Genomic DNA, 21952 nt, shown 5'->3' with positions numbered 1-21952 from the left:
GACCGACTAGTCTTTTGGAAACCTATTTATTTCAATTTTTTAAACAACAAAAAATGAGAACATTTTATAGTGTACTTTTTTGTGCACTTATTTATGCTATGTCTTTTTCCCAAGAGAAAACAGATAAGGCCCAAGATACAATTACCCAAAAAACAGTACAACTGGATGAGGTTTTAGTAACAGGAAATGCCATAACAGATCCTGTCTTAACCAACGTATCAAATGACTATCAAAAAAATATTGTTCAACCAAAAAATATAGCCGATTTATTTGATGAGATAAATGGCTTTTCACTAATAAAACGAGGAAATTATGCAATAGAACCTTCGTTTAGGGCGTCACAATACGAACAATTGAATATTCAATATGATGGCGGTACCAAAGCCATGTATGCATGCCCTAATAGAATGGACCCTATTACCACGCATGTCATTCCAGAAGAAGTTTCCAAGATAGAAATCATCAAAGGCCCTTATACTGTACGTTATGGTGCTACTTTTGGAGGTGTGGTAAATATTGTGACCAATAAACCGCGATTTGGTAATGCTGGTTTTCACGGAAAAGCCTCAGGCGGCTATGAATCCAACGGAAATTCATTTGTAACCATGTTGCAATTGCAACAAGTAACAGATAAATATGATCTTGTAGGTAACGTAGATTATAGGGATTTTGGTAACTATAAAGACGGGAGTAACACCGAAATCCCATCCGCATTCCGAAGTACAGATTACGGACTAAAATTCGGGTATAATCTCACAGATAATCAACGTTTACAAGCGCGTTGGAGTCAGTCTTTTGGCAGGGATGTGCTACATGCCGGTTTGCCAATGGACACAGACTATGCCAACAGCAGTATTCTGTCTTTGGATTATAAATGGTCAAATATTGGTGATGTTGTAAAGGGTTTTACAGCAAAAGCCTATTATAGCTATGTGGGTCATTTAATGACCAATAGGGGCAGACCAACTTTTAAGATGACAGAGGCTTCTTCTTCAGTTAATGCAACCACTTTGGGCGGTAAATTTGAGTTAAACTGGAAACCTGCAACAAAACTGAATGTTTTTTCTGGGGTTGATGTTATGCACGTGGCCAGGGATGGTGGCAGAAACCGATTGGTAAAAATGATGAATGGAATGATGCTGCCAATGCCAATGCAGTTTAACGATAAGGTTTGGCAAGATTCTTATATTGGTGATATTGGGTTGTTTACAGAGGCCAAATGGTCTGTCACTCCATCTGCAATTATAACGGCAGGAATGCGAACTGATATAGTCACGTCTGACATCAAAGACCCCGAAGCAGATTTTAATGCTATGTACTATTTAAGAAAACGAACCGAACAAAACGTAAGCGGAACGGTTTCGGTTAAAAAAATAGTATCGGATAAATTTATGATTGAAGCGGCTTTTGGTAGAGGCGTTCGTTCAGCCAATATGATTGAACGATTTATTAATCATTTTACAGTTGGACAAGATTCGTATGAATATATTGGAAATCCTAATTTAAAAGCAGAGATTAATAATCAGTTTGAGATAGGATTTAAAGGGCATGAAAATCTAAATAATGGGTTTGATAAATTCAGCTATGAGACGTCGTTTTACTATTCGTTTTTTAAAAACTACATTGTAGCGGTTGAAGATTCAAGTTTAAACAGAAAGTATATGCCTTCTTTACAACCTACCCATCCTAAGGTCTTCCAAAATTTAGATAATGCCTATAAGACAGGTTTTGAGATCATGGGACAATTGGACTTTTTAAAGGATTATTACGTTAAGGCAGAGGCTGCCTATGTGTATGCCAAAAACAAAGATTTAAAGGAGTCCTTACCTCTTGTGCCACCGTTTAATATGACACTAATATTAGGGCTTGAACAAAATAAAGTTTGGGCCAATGCCACATATAAGATCAACAGTAAACAGACCCATATTTCCAAAAGCTTTGGTGAAATGGAAACGCCTGGTTATCAAACTTTGGATTGTAGATTTGGAATCAAACCCTATAGAAATATATCTCTAGGGGTTGCCGTTTTAAATGTGTTTGACGAGACCTATCATGATCATTTAAATTTTTCATTTAACAACCAAGCAGATTTTGGCACCGTCCCAATTACTGAGCCCGGAAGAAATTTTACATTCTTTCTTGAAAAGAAATTTTAAAAAAATAAAAGAGAGGTAAAATACCTCTCTTTTATTTTTCAGGGTCTTCTTTTTTCTTTCCACTAAGCATAAAAGCTATAAGAAATCCAATTAATGACAGGCAAACTATTCCAAAAACGGCAATCATTACTGTGCCATTTGTCCAACTGTAAAGCGCAATGTTTTGAGTTATCATAATTTCAAGATGGTTTGTTCATTAAAAATAAAGATTATCTATGGGCATTAAAATGACTTTTGTTAGTAAATGATAGCTTGAACAGAACCAGTTAAAAAGAGATCATTGTATTCAAAAGGTAGATTTTATTAAAAGAAAAACGTTGTTTAATGCTTTATTTATGAAAATTGTAACAAATCCATCTTCTATTCTCATTTTAAATTTGTTACTTTTGCTTGGAATTTTAAATCAAACAAAACAAATGAAAATAATTAAACTTTTAGCGGTAGTGTTTTTAATTACCGTGGTATCTTCATGCAATAGCCAAGGAGTAAGTAAAAAATCATTAAAGACAGAAATTGATTCTGTAAGTTATGCCATTGGAATGGATGTTGCGAGAAACGTAAAAACAAGTGTTTCTGAAATGGATACCGATTTATTTATGCAAGGATTTCAAAATGCCTTGGATTCTACCGATCTATTAATTGAACAAGACAAAGTACAAGGGTTGTTAAGTTCTTATTTTAGAAAAAAACAAGACGCTCAAAGAGAAAAACAACAAGCTGAAGCATTAGCTAAAGCCGAAGAACAATATGCAGACAACAAACTAGCTGGGGAAAAATTTTTAGAAGAAAACAAAACAAAACCAGGTGTTAAAACAACTGAAAGCGGTTTGCAATACATAGTTGAGAAAGAAGGAACAGGTGAAAAACCAACAGCTACTTCTAAAGTAAAAGTTCATTATACTGGTACTTTAATTGATGGAACTGTGTTTGACAGTTCAGTTGATAGAGGAAAACCTGCTGAATTTGGTGTTGGTCAAGTTATTAAAGGATGGACCGAAGGACTGCAATTAATGCCTGTAGGTTCAAAATATAAATTCTTTATTCCTCAAGAATTGGCTTACGGTGCTTTTCCACGTCAAGGAGGCCCAATAAAACCATTTTCTACCTTGATTTTTGAAGTAGAACTTTTGGATATAGTAAAATAATATATAAAAGTTAAGTTATTTAAAAAGCAGGAAGCTCAGCTTCCTGCTTTTTTTGTTTAAAGACTTTAGTTTCGGTTTTCGTATTCAGGTCTTTTAGGTTTTTTAAAGGCATTACTACTGTTAAGTAGTTTTAAGACTTCTTTAATGCCAGCCTCAAGTTGAGCATCAGTTCCGTTTGCTAGTTTTTGAAAATCTTCTACAACTTCTATGTCCGGGTCTACGCCGTGACCTTCTTTAAACCATTTGCCGTTAGGGTCATACATTCTAAAGGTAGGTACAGTTACACTGCCATTATCAACTAATCCAGGTGCTCCTGAAATACCAATTAAGCCGCCCCAAGTACGTGTTCCAATTAAAGGGCCCAAACCTCTTTCTCTAAAATAATCAGGAAAAGCATCACCGCCAGATCCGCTAAACCCATTAATGAGCATAACTTTTGGGCCAAAGCTGCCTGAAGGTGGCCATGCCCAATCTTTTCCATCTCTAACCGCCCAGAAAGCTAACGGATCTCTATCCAATAATTCTATAAACCTATCAGGAATTTGACCTCCACTGTTGAATCTTTCATCTATAATCAAACCTTCTTTGTTCATCTGTGCATAAAATTGTCTGACTAATTCATTTTGACCATCAATTCCAGTGCTTCTTACATAAACATATCCTATTTTACCATTTGTTGCTTCATCTACTCGTTTTCTATTATTCTCTATCCATGCTAAATGGCGTAATCTTGTTTCGGAAGACATGGTTTTAACAATGATTTTTTTGGAATTTATTAGCGTTGGTTTGTCGTTAACTGTTAATTGTACAGTTGCATCCCCTAATCCTTGTAGCGAGGATGAAAAGGGTTTAGTGGTATCAACAATAACACCATTTACCTCTAAAATATAATCTCCTTCTTTAAGGTCAATCCCTGGCTTGGATAAAGGGGATCTTTCTTCAACATCCCAGGGTGCTCCGGAAATGATTTTTTTAATTTGATAATGTCCATTTACCAAGCTAATATCAGCCCCTAAATAACCAACGTTCATATGTGGTGCATGCTCTATATCACCGCCACCATTGTAGGTGTGTGAGGCATTCAATTCAGCAATTAAATCACCAATAATAATATTTACATCGTTTCTGGAGTTTGCTTGGTCAATTAAGTCGCCATATCGAGTTCTCATAGTGTTCCAGTCCACGCCATGCATGCCAGGATCATAGAAGAAATCACGTTCAAAGCGCCACACGTCATTAAAAATTTGTTTCCATTCTTCTTTGGGAACCACATTCATTACCATTTTATCTGTAGGAACGGTTTTGTCTATTTTTTGATCTGCCTTAATATCAATAACAGCTAGTGTTTTATCTTGCATTACCAATAGTTTCTTGCCATTAGCAGAAACTTTATAATTGAAAACTTTGTTAATTATTGTTTTGACTTCCCGTTCCTTAAAATCATAATAATTTAATTTGGGTGATTCTTCCTCACTTGATCCAGAATTTGGAATTCTTGAAAACAATAATTTGCCTTCAACTGCCTGTAAATTAGATAGCCTACCAGCGGGGATGTCCAACATTTCTACTCTATTTTCAAAGCCGTCAATGTCAATAACTGTTTTGGCTATTTCTTTTTTAGTTTCTTTATTAGAATCTTTTTTCTTCTTGTCTGTGTCTTTTTCTTTGTCATCTTCTTTTTTCAAATCCTCTAAGGCATCATTCTTAACTTCTAACAAAGACTTTTCTTTTGCACTTAAGGTGCCAACAGCAATAGTGGTTGAATTTGGATAAATAAACGTATTATCTAAATCTGAATAAACCGGATTAAACGTTCTGCTGGTTGTAAAGAAGAGATATTTACCATCAGTACTAAAAGTAGGATTACTGTCACTATAATAACCTGAAGTTAACTGAGTCGTTTTTTTATTTTGAAAATCATAAAGGAAGAGTGCCGATTTAGAACGATTTTCTGTGCCTTTGGAATATACGGCCCAATTACTGTCTGGGGACCAACTGACTTTAAAGTTTTGTAAGTTACCCTCAAACATGTAATTTCCTTTATCAACTTTTATAACATCTCCCGTATTTATATCAATACAGTTGATATTCATTGCTTGGTCAACATACATGATTTTTTTACTATCAGGAGACCAAAAAATGGAATAGTAAAACCCAGTTTTAAAATTAGTTACAGTCTTTGGTTTTTGAGTGCCATTAATGTCGTACAAAACCAATTGATATTCGCCAGAGGCATCACTCCAATAAGCCAAATGCTTTCCGTCAGGAGACCAAGAAGGCTCTCTTTCGGCAGTTCCCGATGACGTTGTTAGATCAGACACAAATCCTTCGGTAGCAGGTAAATTAAACAAGTCTCCTCTTGCTTCAACAACAACCCTGTTTCCATCAGGGGAAAGGGTGGCACTATGCATATAGGCGGCAACATTTTTTTGTTGGGAAATAAGATTTTTTTGATCTGAAATTATTTGAACATTAACTTCACTGGTTTTTTCGGTTTCTAAATTGAAGAGATACAATTTTCCACCAGCTTCAAAAATAATGTCTGAAGAACCGTTTTCTGGATAAGTAATATCATAATCAACAAAATGCGTCAATTGCGTATTGGTTTTTGTTTCGTTGTCACGCTTCCAAAGATTGTTTCTTTTATTAGGCCCGTTATCAGACATGTAATATATAGTGTTTCCAATCCACATTGGTAACTCATCATTGGCAATATTATTGGTGATATTTTCGCACTTGTAAGTTTTTAGATCAAAAACAGTAATATCTGGAGCTGTACCGCCCCGATATCGTTTCCAATTTCTATGTACTCTCGTTTTGTCTGTATAAGCAATTTTTTGTCCATTAGGAGAAAATGAGGCATACTCTCCATATGGTACTGGTAGCTTGGTAAGCGTGCCATCTGTTATGGAAATTGTATAAAACTGGTTGTAGCGCTGGCGCCCGCTTTCTCTTGAAGAAGCAAATAGAACAGACTTGCCATCTGGTGACCATCCTAAAACTCGGTCTGGCATGCCGTGATAGGTCAGTCTTTTGGGGATTCCTCCATTTATGTCAATGACATACACATCATCATTACCTTGATAATTAGCTGTGTAAGCTATCATTTTTCCATCGGGAGAAAATCTTGGAAAACTTTCAGCGCCTTCTGGAGAACTTAATCTATTAGCTATTCCTCCTAATTTTGGCATGATCCAAACATCATCGCCATAAACAAAAGTAATATGAGTATCTGAAACATCAGGATATTGCATTAATTTCCCATTTATTTGGGCGTGCATTGACCCCAAAAATAAAAATGTAAGTAAAAAGGATAAATTTTTCATAAGAAACATTTTGATTGATAAAAATTAGGTTAACAAGTTACTATAATTCTAAAAAATAAAAGTTGTCCTAAACAAAGAATATTCAATAAGACAATTTACTTTTTAGTTGCAAATCTATTAGTGCTATATTTGTCATTTAATTTAAGTTGGTATGCATAAAGCAGGTTTTGTTAATATCATAGGAAATCCAAATGTGGGTAAGTCTACCCTTATGAATGCATTTGTTGGAGAGAAGCTATCTATCATTACATCTAAAGCGCAGACCACCAGGCATCGTATTTTAGGTATTGTAAATGGTGATGATTTTCAAGTGGTTTTGTCTGATACGCCAGGTATCATAAAACCCGCTTATGAACTTCAGGAATCCATGATGGATTTTGTAAAATCTGCCTTTGAGGATGCCGATGTATTGTTATATATAGTTGAAATAGGCGAGCAGGAATTAAAAGACGAAGCGTTTTTCAATAAAATCACACATTCAAAAATACCGGTGTTGTTATTGTTGAATAAAATTGATAAGTCTAATCAAGAACAATTGGAAAATCAAGTACAGCTTTGGACAGAAAAAGTGCCTAATGCCGAAATTTTTCCTATTTCTGCTTTGGAAGGATTTAATGTAAAGGAAGTGTTAAACAGAATCATTGAGTTGCTTCCAGAGTCACCTCCGTTTTATCCAAAAGACCAATTAACAGATAAGCCAGAGCGTTTTTTTATCAATGAAACCATTCGCGAAAAAATATTGCTTCACTATAAAAAGGAAATCCCTTATGCTGTAGAGGTGGATACAGAAGAATTTTTTGAGGAAGAAAACATTATCCGCGTTCGTTCTGTGATTATGGTTGAGCGCGATACGCAAAAAGGCATCATCATTGGCCATAAAGGAACGGCTTTAAAACGAGTAGGTGTTGAGGCCAGAAAAGATTTGGAAACGTTTTTTGGCAAACAAATCCATATAGAATTGTATGTTAAGGTAAATAAGAACTGGCGCTCTAATGCAAATCAGCTAAAACGTTTTGGTTACAATCAAAAGTAATTCCTAATATAAATTTCTTAATTAGGTAACATTCAGTTAAAATCCATACCTCACTTTTGTGTGTAATTTATAAAATGTTTGCAGTACAAAATAAGTTTGGTGCTTGGTACTGTTTTTAATTACCAAAAAATATTTAACTTTTTTGAATTAGTCTATAAACCCTGATTGTTCAAATTGGGGTTTATTTTTTATGATACTGTCCATAAATTCTTGTAGTTCATGCATGTCTTTTTTGCTGGATGCCTTGCCAATACTTCCCGCAAAATACAGTACAAACCAAGCAATCACCATAAAAAGCATTAAACTTACTTGTAAGGCATAGTTGGAATGTAACCTCCAATTTGTATAGGCCCAAATACTAAAGGCTATAAACAACCCTGCAACCATAAAGTGTAAAAACATAAACAGTGTCCATACCGTAGGGTTTGGGCCAAACAACCCATACACCAAACATGAATTACTTGATATTTCATTGATTTCAAGATGAAGTTGGGGTGACCAAAAGTGCTGTTTGTGTTTTGGATATTTAATAAAAACGTGGTCGTCTATTCTCGTGATTATAAAATTGTTTTGTGTGAATTTGGCCATTTCAAATTCCTTTAAGACCGATTCATTATCCCGTTTAAGTTCCATTTTAAAACGAGGTCGCAATACGATGGTATTAGTAGTTGACATACAAGTTTGTTTAGCGAACAGTAAAATAGTATTTTTTCTTCAAATTGTAAACAGAACTAATCTTTATTAAAAAAGATGATTCGTTAGGTATATTTCCTATTTTTGCAAAATATCCTAGAATACAGTTTTCAATAAATCAGTTTTAAACTGTTTGCAAACAATTTAATGATTATGAGTAATATAGTTGCCATAGTAGGACGTCCCAATGTAGGTAAGTCAACGTTTTTCAACCGCTTAATCCAACGGCGGGAAGCTATTGTAGATGCTGTTAGCGGCGTTACTAGAGATAGGCATTACGGAAAAAGCGATTGGAACGGCAAGGAGTTTTCCCTTATTGACACCGGTGGCTATGTGTTGGGTAGTGATGATGTTTTTGAAGCTGAAATAGATAAGCAAGTAGAACTGGCCATTGATGAAGCCGATGCCATTATCTTTATGGTAGACGTGGAATCAGGAGTTACCGGCATGGATGAGGATGTTGCTAATTTATTGAGAAAGGTCAATAAACCAGTCTTTTTGGTAGTCAACAAAGTTGATAATGCCAAACGAGCCGAAGATGCCGTTGAGTTTTATTCACTGGGATTGGGAGATTATTACTCTATTGCCAGTATAAGTGGAAGTGGTACGGGAGAATTACTGGATGATTTGGTGAAAGCTTTACCGGAAAAAGAAACTGTGGTTGAAGAAGCTTTGCCGCGATTTGCAGTTGTAGGTAGACCTAATGCCGGAAAATCATCTTTTATCAATGCGTTGATGGGTGAGGATAGATATATTGTAACAGATATTGCAGGAACCACACGTGATTCCATTGACACCAAGTACAGCAGTTTTGGTTTTGAGTTTAATTTAGTTGATACAGCTGGAATTAGACGAAAAGCCAAGGTTAAAGAAGATTTGGAGTTTTATTCTGTGATGCGCAGTGTCCGTGCCATTGAGCATTGCGATGTCTGCTTGATTGTATTAGATGCCAACAGGGGTTTTGACGGACAGGTGCAAAATATATTTTGGCTGGCAGAACGCAATCGTAAGGGCATTGTAGTTTTGGTCAATAAATGGGATTTGGTTGAAAAAGACCATAAGTCTGTCAAAGAATATGAGAAAGCCATCAAAAAGCAAATGGAACCGTTTACCGATGTGCCAATTATATTTATGTCGGCACTTACAAAACAGCGTATTTATAAAGCCATTGAAACAGCTGTTGAGGTATATAAAAATCGAACAAAAAAAATAAAGACCAGCAAACTCAATGAAATTTTGTTGCCTATTATTGAAAATTATCCGCCACCGGCGTATAAAGCAAAATATGTTAAAATAAAATACATCATGCAATTGCCTACACCACAGCCACAGTTTGCATTCTTCTGTAACTTACCACAATATGTAAAAGACCCATATAAGCGCTTTTTGGAAAACAAACTACGAGAGCATTTTGATTTTACGGGAGTGCCCATAAGTGTTTATATGCGAAAAAAATAGGTTTCCCTAAACTTTATATTTTTTAGTTGTAAATGTTAATATTTTCATAAAACGAATATTAGCATTAAACCATTTAATTTTTAATTGGTCAAACAAGCTAAGCCAAAAAACCAATGAAGAAATATTATTTTGGAGTTATTTTATTGCTATTTTTTACCAACCTTTTTGCTCAAAACAATCCTTTTGAAATTTCTGGAAAACTTATATCTGAAGATGACCAAACGCCTCTTGAGGCCGCAACGGTTTATTTGCAACGGGTAAAAGATAGTTCTTTGATTGCTTATACTATAACTGACAGAGACGGAAAAATTAAATTGGAAGACAAAACAAATGATGCGTCTGCTAATCTTTATATTTCTTATGTAGGGTATCAAACCTATCATAAATTGGTTGATTTAAAAAAATCAAAAATTAATTTGGGTACCATTCAACTTCAAGTAAGCACCAATGCACTAGATGAAATTGTAGTTAATGCGCAACCACCCATAACCATTAAAAAAGATACGCTTGAGTTTAGTGTAAAATCATTTGAAACAAAAAAGGATGCCAATGTTGAAGATGTATTAAAAGTATTACCAGGTGTTGAAGTTGCCGAAGATGGTTCTATCACGGTCAACGGGAAACCAGTCAATAAAATATTGGTTAATGGGAAACCTTTTTTTGGAAGTGATCCTACCATTACAACCCGAAATCTGTCCAAAGATATTATTGAAAAAATACAAGTTGTGGATACCAAAACCAAAGCTCAGGCTTTTTCCGGAGAAAAAGGTGATAATGAAAATAAAACCATTAATTTAACCATTAAGAAAGAAAACAATAAAGGAAATTTTGGCAAGTTGTCTGCTGGAGCTGGAACCAATAAACGCTATGAGTTTGCAGGTATGTTCAATCATTTTGATAATGACCAACGTATTAGTGTGTTGGCGGGAGGCAATAATACCAATTCACCAGGATTTAGTTTTGGTGAAATCATGAAAATGTTTGGAGGAAATTCTATAAGATTCAATAGCAATGGTAGTTTTAGTGTTGACGGGCGTTCATTTGGGGGAGGCCAAGGCATCACAACCTCAAGAAACTACGGTTTGAACTATGCAGATAAATTGGGCGACGGGAAAGATATGAGTGCCGATTATTTCTATTCAAAAAGTAGTTCCAACAACAACACAATCAGGGAACGTGAAAATATTTTACCAGATTCCAGATTTTTCACAAAGTCCAACACCTCAAATTATAATGACAATGATAATCATAGGGCCAATATGGAATTTGATATCAAGCCAGATTCAACCTTATTGATCAATGTGAGACCAACATTTTCTTATGGTACTAGTGAAACAGTCTTTAGCCAAGATGAATCTTCTTTTGATGAATCAAATGTTCGTACCAATGACTACTCGTCAAATTCTGTTGTGAATTCAATTAGTAGAAATTTCAATAATGATATAGATATAACCAAACGATTTGGAAGTAATGGCTCATTTTTAAGGTTCAGTATAGAAAACGAAATAAAAACAGATACGCGTAAGGATTTCTTGAATTCGGTATCAAATGTTTATGGTGATAATCCTGAAAGTACTGTAAGAGATCAATTTGCCGACGTTTCCAATAAGGATAACAATTTCAATTCTGAAATACGGTATAGAATTCCTTTGGTAGGCAAAAAACTGTTTTTTGATGCAGAATATAATTACCAAAGAAATAAAAGTGACAACACAAGAAGTACTTATGACAAGGATGTTAGCAATAATGAATTTTCTAATTTCAACACAGATTTAAGTACGGATTTTAAGTATATAAATGAACAAATTAGGCCAGAACTTACTTTAAGATATAGAACTGATATTTGGGACATTAGGCTAGGTAGCAGTTACGTGTTCAGAACGTTGGAAAACCAAGATGGATTGCGCCCAGAGCTGAACGTAAAAAGACGATTTAAAAACCTACAATGGCGCTCAAATATTGAATATAAGTTTAGTGCCAAATCAAGAATTGAATTGGATTACAGATTACGGAACAACCCACCAAGGGTTAATCAACTTCAAGCTTATAGAGATGTGTCAAATCCATTAAACATAAGAACAGGAAATCCAGATTTAAAACCAACAGATATTCACCAAATAACTTTAAGTTTTAGAAGTTTTGATTGGCAAAAGGGAACAGGTGTTTTTAGTTTTTTCAGAGCCAATTTTGAGGATAACCGAGTGGTTTCCAAAACAACCACCGATGCAAACTATGTAAGAGAAACCACATTTGCCAATGTTAACGGGAACTATACCATTAATGGTAATGTATCGTTTAGAAAATCTGTAAAGATAGATAGTTTGAGAACCTTACGCTTTGGCGCTAACATGTCAGGAAACATTAACAAATCTATTAACTACAATAACGGCATTCAATATGCAAGCAACGTCAAATCGTTAGATCCATCAGTTGACTTAAGGTTTAGCTGGAAAGACGTTTTTGAGATTAGTCCTAGATATCGCTTGAGTTTTACCAGAAACACCTATGATATTAATGCCTTTAAGGATATAGACTTTTTATACCATGCTTTTGAATTGAATACGGCTACTTTTTTACCAAAACACTTTGAGTGGCGCAATGATATAATTTATAACTACAATCCCAACATAGCCCAAGGGTTTCAAAAGAGCGCTTGGTTTTGGAATGCAACATTGGCTTATTCATTCTTAAAGGATAATGCCACACTCACTCTTAAAGCTTATGATTTGTTAAACCAAAACACCAATGCCAGACGAACTGCAACAGAAAACTATATTGAAGATTCGCAAAGTACCGTGTTAACGCAGTATTTTATGTTGAGTTTTAGTTGGAAATTTAACACACTTGGACCAAAAGGCGAAACAAGACAAGGGCACTTTAGGCGTTTTTAGCCATTGGTTTAACTGAAACAATATTACCAGCTACCACCAGCACCACCGCCGGAAAAGCCACCGCCGCCAAAGCCACCACCAAAGCCACCACCACCGAAACTGCCTCCGCCAGAGCTACCTCCCCAGCTTCCAGAACTTCCTCGGCCCATATTGCTTAAAATAATGGCGTCCCAAATATCAAAACCTCCTCGTCGGTTACCGCGATTACCACCGCCGCCACGCCTGTTTTTTGTAATGGAAATAATGATAAATACAAAAATGATGACCAGTATAAAAAGTAACTTAGGAGGGAATGGTTGTGAATTCTCCTTTCTAGTACCATGATAAGCACCCGTTAAAATATCAAAGATAGCATCAACCCCTTTGTTGATTCCTTGATAATAATCACCTTTTTTAAATTCAGGAATTATGACATTTCTGGTCAGTTCGCCAACAATACCCGCAGTCAATCTGTCTTCAACTCCATAACCGGGTGAAATCCAAATTTTTCTGTTGTCTTTTGCAAGCAGAATAAAAACGCCGTTATCTTCTTTAGCTTGTCCAATGCCCCATTTTTGGGCCCAGCGAGGTGCCAACAACCCTATATTCTCACCTTTGGTAGTGGCAATAATAGCAACAACAATCTGCGTTGATGTAGTATCAGAATATTTGATAAGCTTATTTTCAAGTGCGCTTTTTTCTGAACTTGACAATAGGTTTATATAATCATAAACACTGGTTTGTTCTTTTGGTATTGGTGGAATATCAAATTGTGCAAAAGAAATGGCAGAGCACAACATCAGTGCAAAAACAATGATTGGTTGTATGCTTTTCTTTATGTTTTTAAAAGGTATTCTACTTAAAGTTAAATAGTTCATAATATGATTATCCTTTGGAGATTTCATCAGATAGTTCATTGACATCGCCTTTCTCCCATGGGAAATGTTTTTCCAATACTGTTCCTGCTTTTAAGATGCCTTCAACTAGGCCCTCTTTAAAACGACCCGATTTAAAATGTGATTGTATGATGTCTTTAGTGCTATCCCAAAAATTATCTGGAACCACATCGTTGATGCCTTTATCACCATAAATAACAAAGGCTTTATCTTTTACGGCCACGTAAATAAGCACGCCATTTTGCTCTTTGGTATTGTCCATTTTCAAGTAGTGGAATACTTCCAGAGCCCGATTAAAATGGTCAGTTTTCGAGGATTTCTCAATGTGCACGCGTATTTCACCAGAGGTGTTGCGCTCGGCGGTTCGTATGGCTTCTATGATTTCCTCTTCGTCGTCTTTAGATAAAAAATCTTCTACTTTAGACATGGTTAATTGTTGAAATCAAATTGAACATCCACTGGCTTCTCAGCACCCGCTTCAGCATCAAAATATGGTTTACCTTCAAAATGGAAGAGACCTGCCAATATGGAGTTTGGGAATGTCTTGACGTGATTGTTATATGGTTTAATAGCTTCGTTATACCGTGTTCTGGCCGTTTGAATGGTGTTTTCAGTACTGGTCAGTTCGTCTTGAAGTTTCAAGAAATTTTGATTGGCTTTCAGTTCTGGATAACGTTCTACGGTCACCAATAATCTAGATAAAGCACTACTTAATCCACCTTGGGCTTCATTGAATTGTTTCAATTGTTCGGGTGTGATATTAGTAGGGTCAATGGTAGTTTGTGTTGCTTTTGATCGTGCTTCAATGACATCGGTTAATGTTTTACGTTCAAAATCGGCCGCGCCTTTTACAGTATTTACCAAATTTCCAATCAGGTCATTTCTCCGCTGATAGGATGTTTGAACATTTCCCCAAGCTTCACTTACATTTTCGTTTAGTCTAACGGCAGTGTTGTTAAATCCTACCGCCCATCTATAAATACCAAAAATTACAAGAACAATTATAATTACTGGAATTAGCCATTTTTTCATGTTGAATAGTTTTAGTGTTAAGGTTTTTTATGTGTTGTGTTTTGAAGTATTAGTTGATAAATTAAAGGAAATGTTACATTTGGTCCTTAATTTTCATCAAGGTTGATTTGATGTCCTCTAATTTACTGATAATTTCAAAGTTATTCAGTGTTTTTTGCTTTTCTTCCTTAAGATGGGTTTTTGCTCCTTCTAACGTAAAACCGCGTTCTTTAACCAAATGATAAATAAGCTTGAGGTTCTTGATGTCTTCTGGTGTGAATTTACGATTGCCTTTAGCGTTTTTTTTGGGTTTAAGCGCATCAAATTCTTTTTCCCAAAACCGAATGAGAGATGTGTTAACACCAAATGCCTTGGCTACTTCACCAATGCCGTAATATCGTTTTTCAGGTAATTCTATATGCATTAATCTAATGATTGGTTTTCTAGTGATGCGTGTTCTAATAGTTCGTTAAATTCCTCAGGAGTTAAGCTTCCGTAGTAAAAGTTTATAGGGTTGATTCGTTGACCATCCTTAGAAACCTCATAATGACAATGTGGACCATCAGAGCGGCCTGTACTGCCCACAAAGCCAATAAGGTCGCCACGTCTTACTTTTTGGTTTTTTCTAACATTATATTTATACAAATGGGCATATAAAGTCTTGTACCCATAACCATGATCTATCTCTATATGATTTCCATAGCCAGTGGCACGGTTATCTGCGCGAATAACCACACCATCACCAGTGGCGTAAACAGGTGTGCCTCTTGGTGCTGAAAAATCCATGCCCCAATGCATTTTTCTAACTTTTGTAAATGGGTCAGACCGCATACCATATCCTGATGCCATGCGTTTTAAATCTTCGTTGCGCACAGGTTGAATAGCAGGAATGGCAGATAACAGTTTTTCTTTTTCTTCGGCAAGTTTGGCAATTTCATCAAGGGATTTTGATTGCACTACAATCTCTTTTTGAAGAATGTCCAATCGTTTGCTGGTTTCTATAATTAGTTTGGAATTATCAAAGCCTTCCAGATCTTTATATCGGTTAATTCCACCAAACCCAGCTTTACGCTGCTCTTCTGGAATGGGATTGGCTTCAAAATAAACACGGTAAATATTGTTGTCCCTATCTGCCACGTTGGCCAAAACGGCTTCTGCCTGATCCATTTTTTTATTCAATAACTGAAATTGAAGTTGGGCATTTTGAAGCTCTCGTTTTAAGGCTTTTTCTTTAGGAGACTCTACATACTGGCTGGCAATAAAGACAAACATGAACCCAAAAAGTGCAGAAGCCAAAATAAACATGAAGGCATATTTGATGGTCGTTCTTTTTTTGCGCTCAATTTTTCGGTAAGAAAGTGATTCTGGATCGTAATAATATTTTACCTTACTCATTACTTAAATTATACTATTTTTGCACTTTATATGGAATGCAATGTATCATTAATTTTTATATGCAAACGCCTAAACCCACAAAAATATTATGATGCGGTTTAGTTGAAAATCCCCTTTTTTATGGTTTAAAAAGGAAAAAGGAGAGTAAAGATAAAAATTGTTTTGCAATTAATATAATTTAACAACACAGTAACCCAAGTATATTGATGAAGTCACAAGATATTCGTTCTAAATTTTTAAATTTTTTTAAAGAAAAAAGTCACAGTATTGTGCCATCGGCTCCGATGGTCTTAAAAGATGACCCAACCTTGATGTTTGTAAACTCTGGTATGGCGCCGTTTAAGGAATATTTTTTAGGAAATGCCAAGCCAAAAAACAATAGAATTGTGGATTCTCAAAAATGCCTACGGGTTTCTGGGAAGCATAATGATTTAGAAGAGGTTGGGTATGACACCTATCACCATACACTATTTGAAATGTTGGGTAACTGGAGTTTTGGTGACTACTTTAAAAAGGAAGCCATTGCGTGGTCATGGGAGTTGTTGACCGAGGTTTTTGGTATTGATAAAGATATCCTTTATGTAACGGTTTTTGAAGGCAGTGAAGAAGACAATTTGCCTATGGATACAGAGGCCTACGATATCTGGAAACAATACATCTCTGAAGATCGTATTTTAAAGGGAAGCAAAAAGGACAATTTTTGGGAAATGGGCGATCAAGGGCCCTGTGGACCTTGTAGTGAAATTCATGTCGACATTCGTTCAGCAGAAGAAAAGGTAAAAATTTCCGGAAAGGATTTGGTCAATAAAGACCACCCGCAAGTAGTTGAAATATGGAATTTGGTATTCATGCAATACAACCGAAAAGCCAATGGATCACTTGAAATTTTACCTAATAAACATATTGATACAGGTATGGGCTTTGAAAGACTTTGTATGGTCTTGCAAGGCGTTCAATCTAATTATGATACCGATGTGTTTACACCTATTATCAGAGAAATAGAAACAATAGCTGATAAAACCTATGGAGATGATGAAAAAGTAGATGTGGCCATACGTGTCATTTCAGATCATGTTCGTGCAGTGGCTTTTTCAATTGCAGATGGCCAGTTGCCAAGCAATACGGGTGCGGGCTATGTAATTCGTAGGATTTTACGCAGAGCCATTCGTTATAGTTTCACGTTTTTAGAACAAAAGGAACCATTCATTTTTAGGTTGGTGGATGTTTTGAGTAAAAAGATGGGAGATGCATTCCCTGAATTAAAAGCCCAAAAACAATTAATAGAAAATGTGATAAGGGAAGAAGAGCAGTCTTTTTTAAGAACACTTGATCAGGGATTGGTTCTGTTAAATAAAATTGTTGAAGATTCAAAAGACAAAACAATTTCAGGAGAGAAAGCGTTTGAATTGTATGACACCTATGGTTTCCCTATTGATTTAACGGCATTGATTTTAAGAGAAAAAGGCTTGCAACTGGATGAGGCTGGTTTTCAGGCAGAAATGCAAAAACAAAAAGACCGTTCACGGGCAGCCAGTGAAATGGCAACCGATGATTGGACTATTTTGATTGATGATGCCAATGAGGAATTTGTGGGGTATGATACCTTAGAAGCCCAAGTGAGTTTAACACGCTACAGAAAAGTCACGTCTAAAAAAGATGGTGAACTGTACCAATTGGTGTTCAACAGTACCCCGTTTTATCCAGAAGGTGGTGGTCAAGTTGGCGATAAGGGTTATTTGGAAGATGCTCATGGCAACGTGATTTATATTGTTGATACCAAAAAAGAAAATAATGTCATCATTCATTTTGCTAAAAGCTTACCAAACCATCTAAACGAAACGTTTAAGGCAGTTGTAGATGCAACGCAACGTTATAGAACAGCGTGTAACCATACAGCAACCCACTTGCTGCATCAAGCATTGCGAGAGATTTTAGGAACCCATGTTGAACAAAAAGGAAGTGCTGTTCACGCTAAGCATTTACGTTTTGATTTTTCGCATTTTGCAAAACTGACCGATGAGGAACTGGTGGATGTTGAAAATTTTGTAAATGCAAGAATTGCAGGTAAGTTGCCTTTAATAGAAAAACGCAATATTCCAAAGGAAGAAGCCATTGCCGAAGGTGCCATGAGCTTATTTGGTGAGAAATATGGTGATACGGTTAGGGCTATCAGATTTGGACAATCCATAGAGCTTTGTGGAGGAACGCATGTAAAGAACACGGCGGATATTTGGCATTTTAAAATTGTATCTGAAGGAGCCGTTGCGGCTGGAATCAGACGAATTGAAGCCATTACTGGCGATGCCGTAAAAGACTATTTTACTGAAAATAATAAGCAGTTTTTTGAAATGAAAGCGTTGCTTAACAACACCAAGGAGCCTATTAAAGCCCTGCAACAGCTTCAAGATGAAAATGACAACCTAAAGAAACAAATAGACAATTTGCTTAAGGATAAGGCAAAAAACATTAAAGGAGACCTTAAGAATGAATTGGCAGAAATCAATGGCGTTCAGTTTTTAGCTAAAAAGCTGGATTTGGATGCTGCTGGGATGAAGGATTTGTGTTTTGAAATGGGCAGTGAACTCAATAATCTGTTCTTGCTTTTTGCTGCTGAACATGATGGAAAGGCCTTATTGACCTGTTATATTTCAAAAGAATTAGTAGCTGAAAAAGGATTGAATGCCGGACAAGTTGTAAGAGAACTTGGGAAATACATTCAAGGCGGCGGAGGCGGTCAGCCATTTTTTGCTACTGCAGGAGGAAAAAATCCGGCAGGAATTAAGGAGGCCTTAGAAAAAGCAAAGCAATTTATTTAATATATGAAGTTATGAAAGCAAAGATTATATATTTTTTGATGTTATTTTTTCCAACTGTTTTTTGGGCTCAACAATTTCCAAGTGCTCCACCTAGGAGTGCAATAAATAATCAGGTAATGCAACAGCAACAAATGTTTCAACAACAACAAATGATGATGCGGATGTTGCAAAATAATATTCAAACGGATGAACAAAAATTGAGTAAAGAACAAAATAAAAAGATAAAGATTCAAAAGAAGATCAACAGCTTGAATGAAGATTTATTAAAGTTGAAAAATGAATTGCCAAAAGCAAACAACACAAATGAACTATCTAATAAAGAGATTCTCAAACAGGAAAATAATTTGAATAAAAAGATAGATAAAACGAATAAAGAGATTGAAAAAAATATTGAAAAGTTAGAAGTCTTAAATAAAAAAATTGATAATCTGAAAAATAATATTGAGAAATCTAAAATAGATTTAGAAGAGAAAAAGAAAGAAAAAGAATTAAAAAAATTGGAAAAAGAAGAAAAAAGGAAAATGAAAGAATAATCTTTATTTACTTGGTGACTTTGCATCTTAGTTAGCTGATTATGAAATTACAAACGCAAATGTCTTTAAAGAAACAGTCTAACAATCTAATAGACTATAAATCTAATATACTATTATTAGGCTCTTGTTTTGTTGAAAATATTGGAAACAAGCTGGCGTATTTTAAGTTTCTGAATCTTCAAAATCCCTTTGGGATTTTATTTCATCCCAAGGCTATTGAAACACTTGTAGAGCATGCTATTAAACAGAAAGTGTATTCTGAAAAAGATGTTTTCTTCCATAATGAACAATGGCATTGTTTTGAGGCACATTCTAAATTGAGTAATGTTTCTAAGCAAGATTTGTTAAACGATTTAAATGATAAAATCTCATTAACACATAAGCAAATAAACAAATCATCCCATATCATCATCACCTTGGGAACCGCTTGGATGTATCGTTTTGTTAATACAAATTCTGTTGTTGCCAATTGCCATAAAGTAGCTCAAAAGGAATTTGTAAAAGAATTATTATCCACAGAAGAAATTGTCAAATCACTTGAAAATATTACAAGATTAGTAATGAGTGTGAATTCTAATGTAGAAGTTATTTTTACCGTTTCTCCTGTACGCCACATAAAAGATGGGGTTGTAGAAAACTCACAAAGTAAGGCGCATTTAATTTCGGCAATTCATCAATTCTTAAATCAAAAATCGTCAATCGTTAATCATAATTTATTTTATTTTCCGTCCTACGAAATCATGATGGATGAACTTCGTGATTATCGATTTTATGCAGAGGACATGATTCACCCCAACCAAACGGCCATCAATTACATTTGGGAAAAGTTCAAGTTTGTTTGGGTTTCCGATGACGCCTATAAAACCATGGATGAGGTTGATGCCATTCAAAAAGGATTACTGCACAAACCTTTCAACCCTGATTCAGAAGCGCATCAAAAATTTCTGTTAACGATTAAACAAAAGCAAAACCAACTTAAAAAAGAATATGCACATATTGAGTTTTAGTCCTCAATGGTTGTCTTGTTTAATTTTAAATAGTCTTGAGGCGAAAGCGCTGTTACTTTTTTAAAAGCACTAAAAAACGGATTGTAAGATGCAAACCCGGTTTTATAAGCCAATGCTTCTAAGGTGTTGTTTTTTAAAAATCCCTTGTTAATTAAATTAATACTGTCATTTATTCTACTAAGTGTACGATATTCAGAAAACGAGATTTTGGAGTGGTATTTAAATAAATAAACAATATGACTTGTTGGAACACCTAATTTGGCAGCTAAATCTGAAGTGGATACATTCGGGTTTCTAAAAACATGGTCATCAATACTCAATTTGTCAATTTCATTTATGTAGCTTGTAATACTTGAAATGATTTTTTTCTGCAACTTTAAATCTTGTTCGTTTTTTTGATTGCTTGATTCTAAAATCCAATTATCACTGATTGGTTTTTGATCATCTGTGCTTTTTGCTAAAGGGGAACTGAATTTTATTAATTTCTTATTGAGAATAGGGAGTCCGAACAATATTTCTGGAGTAAACAATATCTTGAAATAGATAAATAACCAAAAAAACAAAGAAAATACAGCAAATGATTTTCCCGATAGATTAGACTGGTTGTGTAGTTCATTATAAAATGAAATTATCAATGTTATAAGTGTCAATATGTTGATTGTGAATAAGTAAGCTGTCCAATTTTTAATCAGTTTAAAATGTTTATTGCTTATAAGGAGGTCTTTTTTAAACCATAAATTTTTACTTAGCACTTTGTAAATTAATACTGAGTAAAAAATTATAAATAAGTTGATTAAGGTGAAATTAATTATTGGGAGATAACTAAATATAAAACTGGTTACTAAGTAACCATTCATGTTGATAATATAAAGAACTACAATAAAAACAAGGTGTTTTAATTCTTTCAGGTCATAGGTGTTTAATTGCAGAGCTAAACATTTGTGATACAAATAAAAACAAGGAATAATGATTAGGTAAAATATGGCTTTCTTCCCTTCAAATGGTTTTATAACTTCCTGTAACCCCATTTCAAAACTACCATGCACTAAAAAGCGAAAAGAAACAATTAAAATGGCGATCAATAAATAGGCATTGCAAAACGGGTTGGATTTATATGAGGTTGCCATTACTATAATAGTAACCACACCAATAATACCAGTTACGAGGAATAGAAACGGATACAACAATTTTTTAGGAATTTTACTTTGTAAAAGTATAAATTAATGTGCAGTTTTTTTTAAAAATCGAGTTAGTAAAAAACACCATTTGGTGTTGCTGACCGTATGACACCACTACAAGGGTATTTTTTTTTCTTATTGATTGATTAAAATACTTACTGATTTGATTAAAAATCCCTCCAGATTTATTTTAGGGTTTTACTAACTGCGTATTTATCAATAAGTTTACTTGTGTATTTATAAAAAATATTCTATAGATTCTCAAAAATAGATATTTGTACATATGCTATTATCAATTTACTTAATGGGGGATTAAATTTTATCACCTAATTGTAAAAGGTTGTCTTAAATAAGACAACCTTTTTAATTTATTCCAACTCTGTATATATAAAATACGTAATTCATCGTATTGATTTCAGTACAAACGATTTGCAT

At 34.9% G+C, this 21952-nt stretch carries 17 protein-coding genes; 8 read left to right on the top strand and 9 right to left on the bottom strand.

The genetic code is table 11. The features are described 5' to 3' along the window. The first annotated feature begins 53 nt into the window (after positions 1 to 53). Positions 54 to 2156 (top strand): TonB-dependent receptor, encoded by a 2103-nt coding sequence (locus tag IEW94_RS00290; RefSeq protein ID WP_188649266.1) that lies wholly within the window; start codon positions 54 to 56, stop codon positions 2154 to 2156. Positions 2157 to 2187: 31 nt separating this feature from the next. On the opposite strand, the gene IEW94_RS00285 is transcribed toward IEW94_RS00290, so the two are convergent. After that, positions 2188 to 2331 carry a hypothetical protein gene (locus IEW94_RS00285; RefSeq protein ID WP_188649265.1) on the bottom strand — a complete coding sequence of 48 codons (144 nt, stop codon included), beginning with the start codon at positions 2329 to 2331 and terminating at the stop codon, positions 2188 to 2190. 241 nt (positions 2332 to 2572) lie between these two features. Between IEW94_RS00285 and bamJ the strand changes: the two genes are divergently transcribed. Beyond that, positions 2573 to 3301, top strand: a complete 729-nt coding sequence (bamJ, locus tag IEW94_RS00280) for a BamJ family beta-barrel-assembly machinery protein (RefSeq protein WP_188649264.1) — start codon at positions 2573 to 2575, stop codon at positions 3299 to 3301. Positions 3302 to 3366: 65 nt separating this feature from the next. Here the strand turns inward: bamJ and IEW94_RS00275 are convergent, their stop codons facing one another. Then, a complete protein-coding gene (locus IEW94_RS00275; RefSeq protein ID WP_188649263.1) occupies positions 3367 to 6627 on the bottom strand; it encodes a S41 family peptidase in 3261 nt (1086 codons plus the stop codon). Between the two features lie 151 nt (positions 6628 to 6778). On the opposite strand from IEW94_RS00275, the gene era reads away from it, so the two are divergent. Beyond that, entirely contained in the window at positions 6779 to 7660 is an 882-nt protein-coding gene (era, locus tag IEW94_RS00270) for a GTPase Era (RefSeq protein ID WP_188649262.1), read from the top strand. 147 nt (positions 7661 to 7807) lie between these two features. Here the strand turns inward: era and IEW94_RS00265 are convergent, their stop codons facing one another. Next, the gene (locus IEW94_RS00265) at positions 7808 to 8335 is read right to left on the bottom strand and encodes a GTP-binding protein (protein WP_188649261.1); all 528 of its coding nucleotides are present in this window, start codon (positions 8333 to 8335) and stop codon (positions 7808 to 7810) included. Positions 8336 to 8506: 171 nt separating this feature from the next. Between IEW94_RS00265 and der the strand changes: the two genes are divergently transcribed. Then, positions 8507 to 9811 (top strand): ribosome biogenesis GTPase Der, encoded by a 1305-nt coding sequence (gene der / locus IEW94_RS00260; protein WP_188649260.1) that lies wholly within the window; start codon positions 8507 to 8509, stop codon positions 9809 to 9811. Between the two features lie 113 nt (positions 9812 to 9924). Further along, positions 9925 to 12702: an outer membrane beta-barrel protein gene (locus tag IEW94_RS00255; RefSeq protein ID WP_188649259.1), complete on the top strand. Its 2778-nt coding sequence runs from the start codon at positions 9925 to 9927 to the stop codon at positions 12700 to 12702. A gap of 23 nt (positions 12703 to 12725) precedes the next feature. On the opposite strand, the gene IEW94_RS00250 is transcribed toward IEW94_RS00255, so the two are convergent. The 5 genes from IEW94_RS00250 to IEW94_RS00230 all read right to left on the bottom strand — a co-directional run bounded on the left by IEW94_RS00250 (position 12726) and on the right by IEW94_RS00230 (position 15983). Further along, positions 12726 to 13559: a TPM domain-containing protein gene (locus tag IEW94_RS00250; protein WP_373286583.1), complete on the bottom strand. Its 834-nt coding sequence runs from the start codon at positions 13557 to 13559 to the stop codon at positions 12726 to 12728. Positions 13560 to 13566: 7 nt separating this feature from the next. Beyond that, on the bottom strand, positions 13567 to 14004 hold the full coding sequence (locus IEW94_RS00245; protein WP_188649258.1) for a TPM domain-containing protein: 438 nt from the start codon (positions 14002 to 14004) through the stop codon (positions 13567 to 13569). Positions 14005 to 14006: 2 nt separating this feature from the next. Next, positions 14007 to 14609 (bottom strand): LemA family protein, encoded by a 603-nt coding sequence (locus IEW94_RS00240; protein ID WP_188649257.1) that lies wholly within the window; start codon positions 14607 to 14609, stop codon positions 14007 to 14009. A 73-nt stretch (positions 14610 to 14682) separates the two neighbouring features. Then, a complete protein-coding gene (locus IEW94_RS00235; RefSeq protein WP_188649256.1) occupies positions 14683 to 15012 on the bottom strand; it encodes a MerR family transcriptional regulator in 330 nt (109 codons plus the stop codon). Next, on the bottom strand, positions 15012 to 15983 hold the full coding sequence (locus tag IEW94_RS00230; RefSeq protein WP_188649255.1) for a M23 family metallopeptidase: 972 nt from the start codon (positions 15981 to 15983) through the stop codon (positions 15012 to 15014). The genes IEW94_RS00235 and IEW94_RS00230 overlap by 1 nt, the downstream gene beginning before the upstream one ends. Positions 15984 to 16189: 206 nt before the next feature. Between IEW94_RS00230 and alaS the strand changes: the two genes are divergently transcribed. The 3 genes from alaS to IEW94_RS00215 are packed head-to-tail and all read left to right on the top strand — an operon-like array spanning position 16190 to position 20339. After that, positions 16190 to 18799 (top strand): alanine--tRNA ligase, encoded by a 2610-nt coding sequence (gene alaS, locus IEW94_RS00225; protein WP_188649254.1) that lies wholly within the window; start codon positions 16190 to 16192, stop codon positions 18797 to 18799. An 11-nt stretch (positions 18800 to 18810) separates the two neighbouring features. Then, positions 18811 to 19332: a hypothetical protein gene (locus tag IEW94_RS00220; protein WP_188649253.1), complete on the top strand. Its 522-nt coding sequence runs from the start codon at positions 18811 to 18813 to the stop codon at positions 19330 to 19332. Between the two features lie 41 nt (positions 19333 to 19373). Beyond that, positions 19374 to 20339 (top strand): GSCFA domain-containing protein, encoded by a 966-nt coding sequence (locus tag IEW94_RS00215; RefSeq protein ID WP_188649252.1) that lies wholly within the window; start codon positions 19374 to 19376, stop codon positions 20337 to 20339. Here IEW94_RS00215 and IEW94_RS16860 read toward each other — a convergent pair. Then, positions 20336 to 20974 carry a helix-turn-helix domain-containing protein gene (locus IEW94_RS16860; protein ID WP_229669403.1) on the bottom strand — a complete coding sequence of 213 codons (639 nt, stop codon included), beginning with the start codon at positions 20972 to 20974 and terminating at the stop codon, positions 20336 to 20338. The two genes, IEW94_RS00215 and IEW94_RS16860, sit on opposite strands and share 4 nt — an antisense overlap. Between the last annotated feature and the right edge of the window lie 978 nt (positions 20975 to 21952).

The organism is Yeosuana aromativorans (assembly GCF_014646655.1).
GTDB lineage: Bacteria > Bacteroidota > Bacteroidia > Flavobacteriales > Flavobacteriaceae > Yeosuana > Yeosuana aromativorans.
This window is presented reverse-complemented; position numbering and strand designations above follow the sequence as displayed.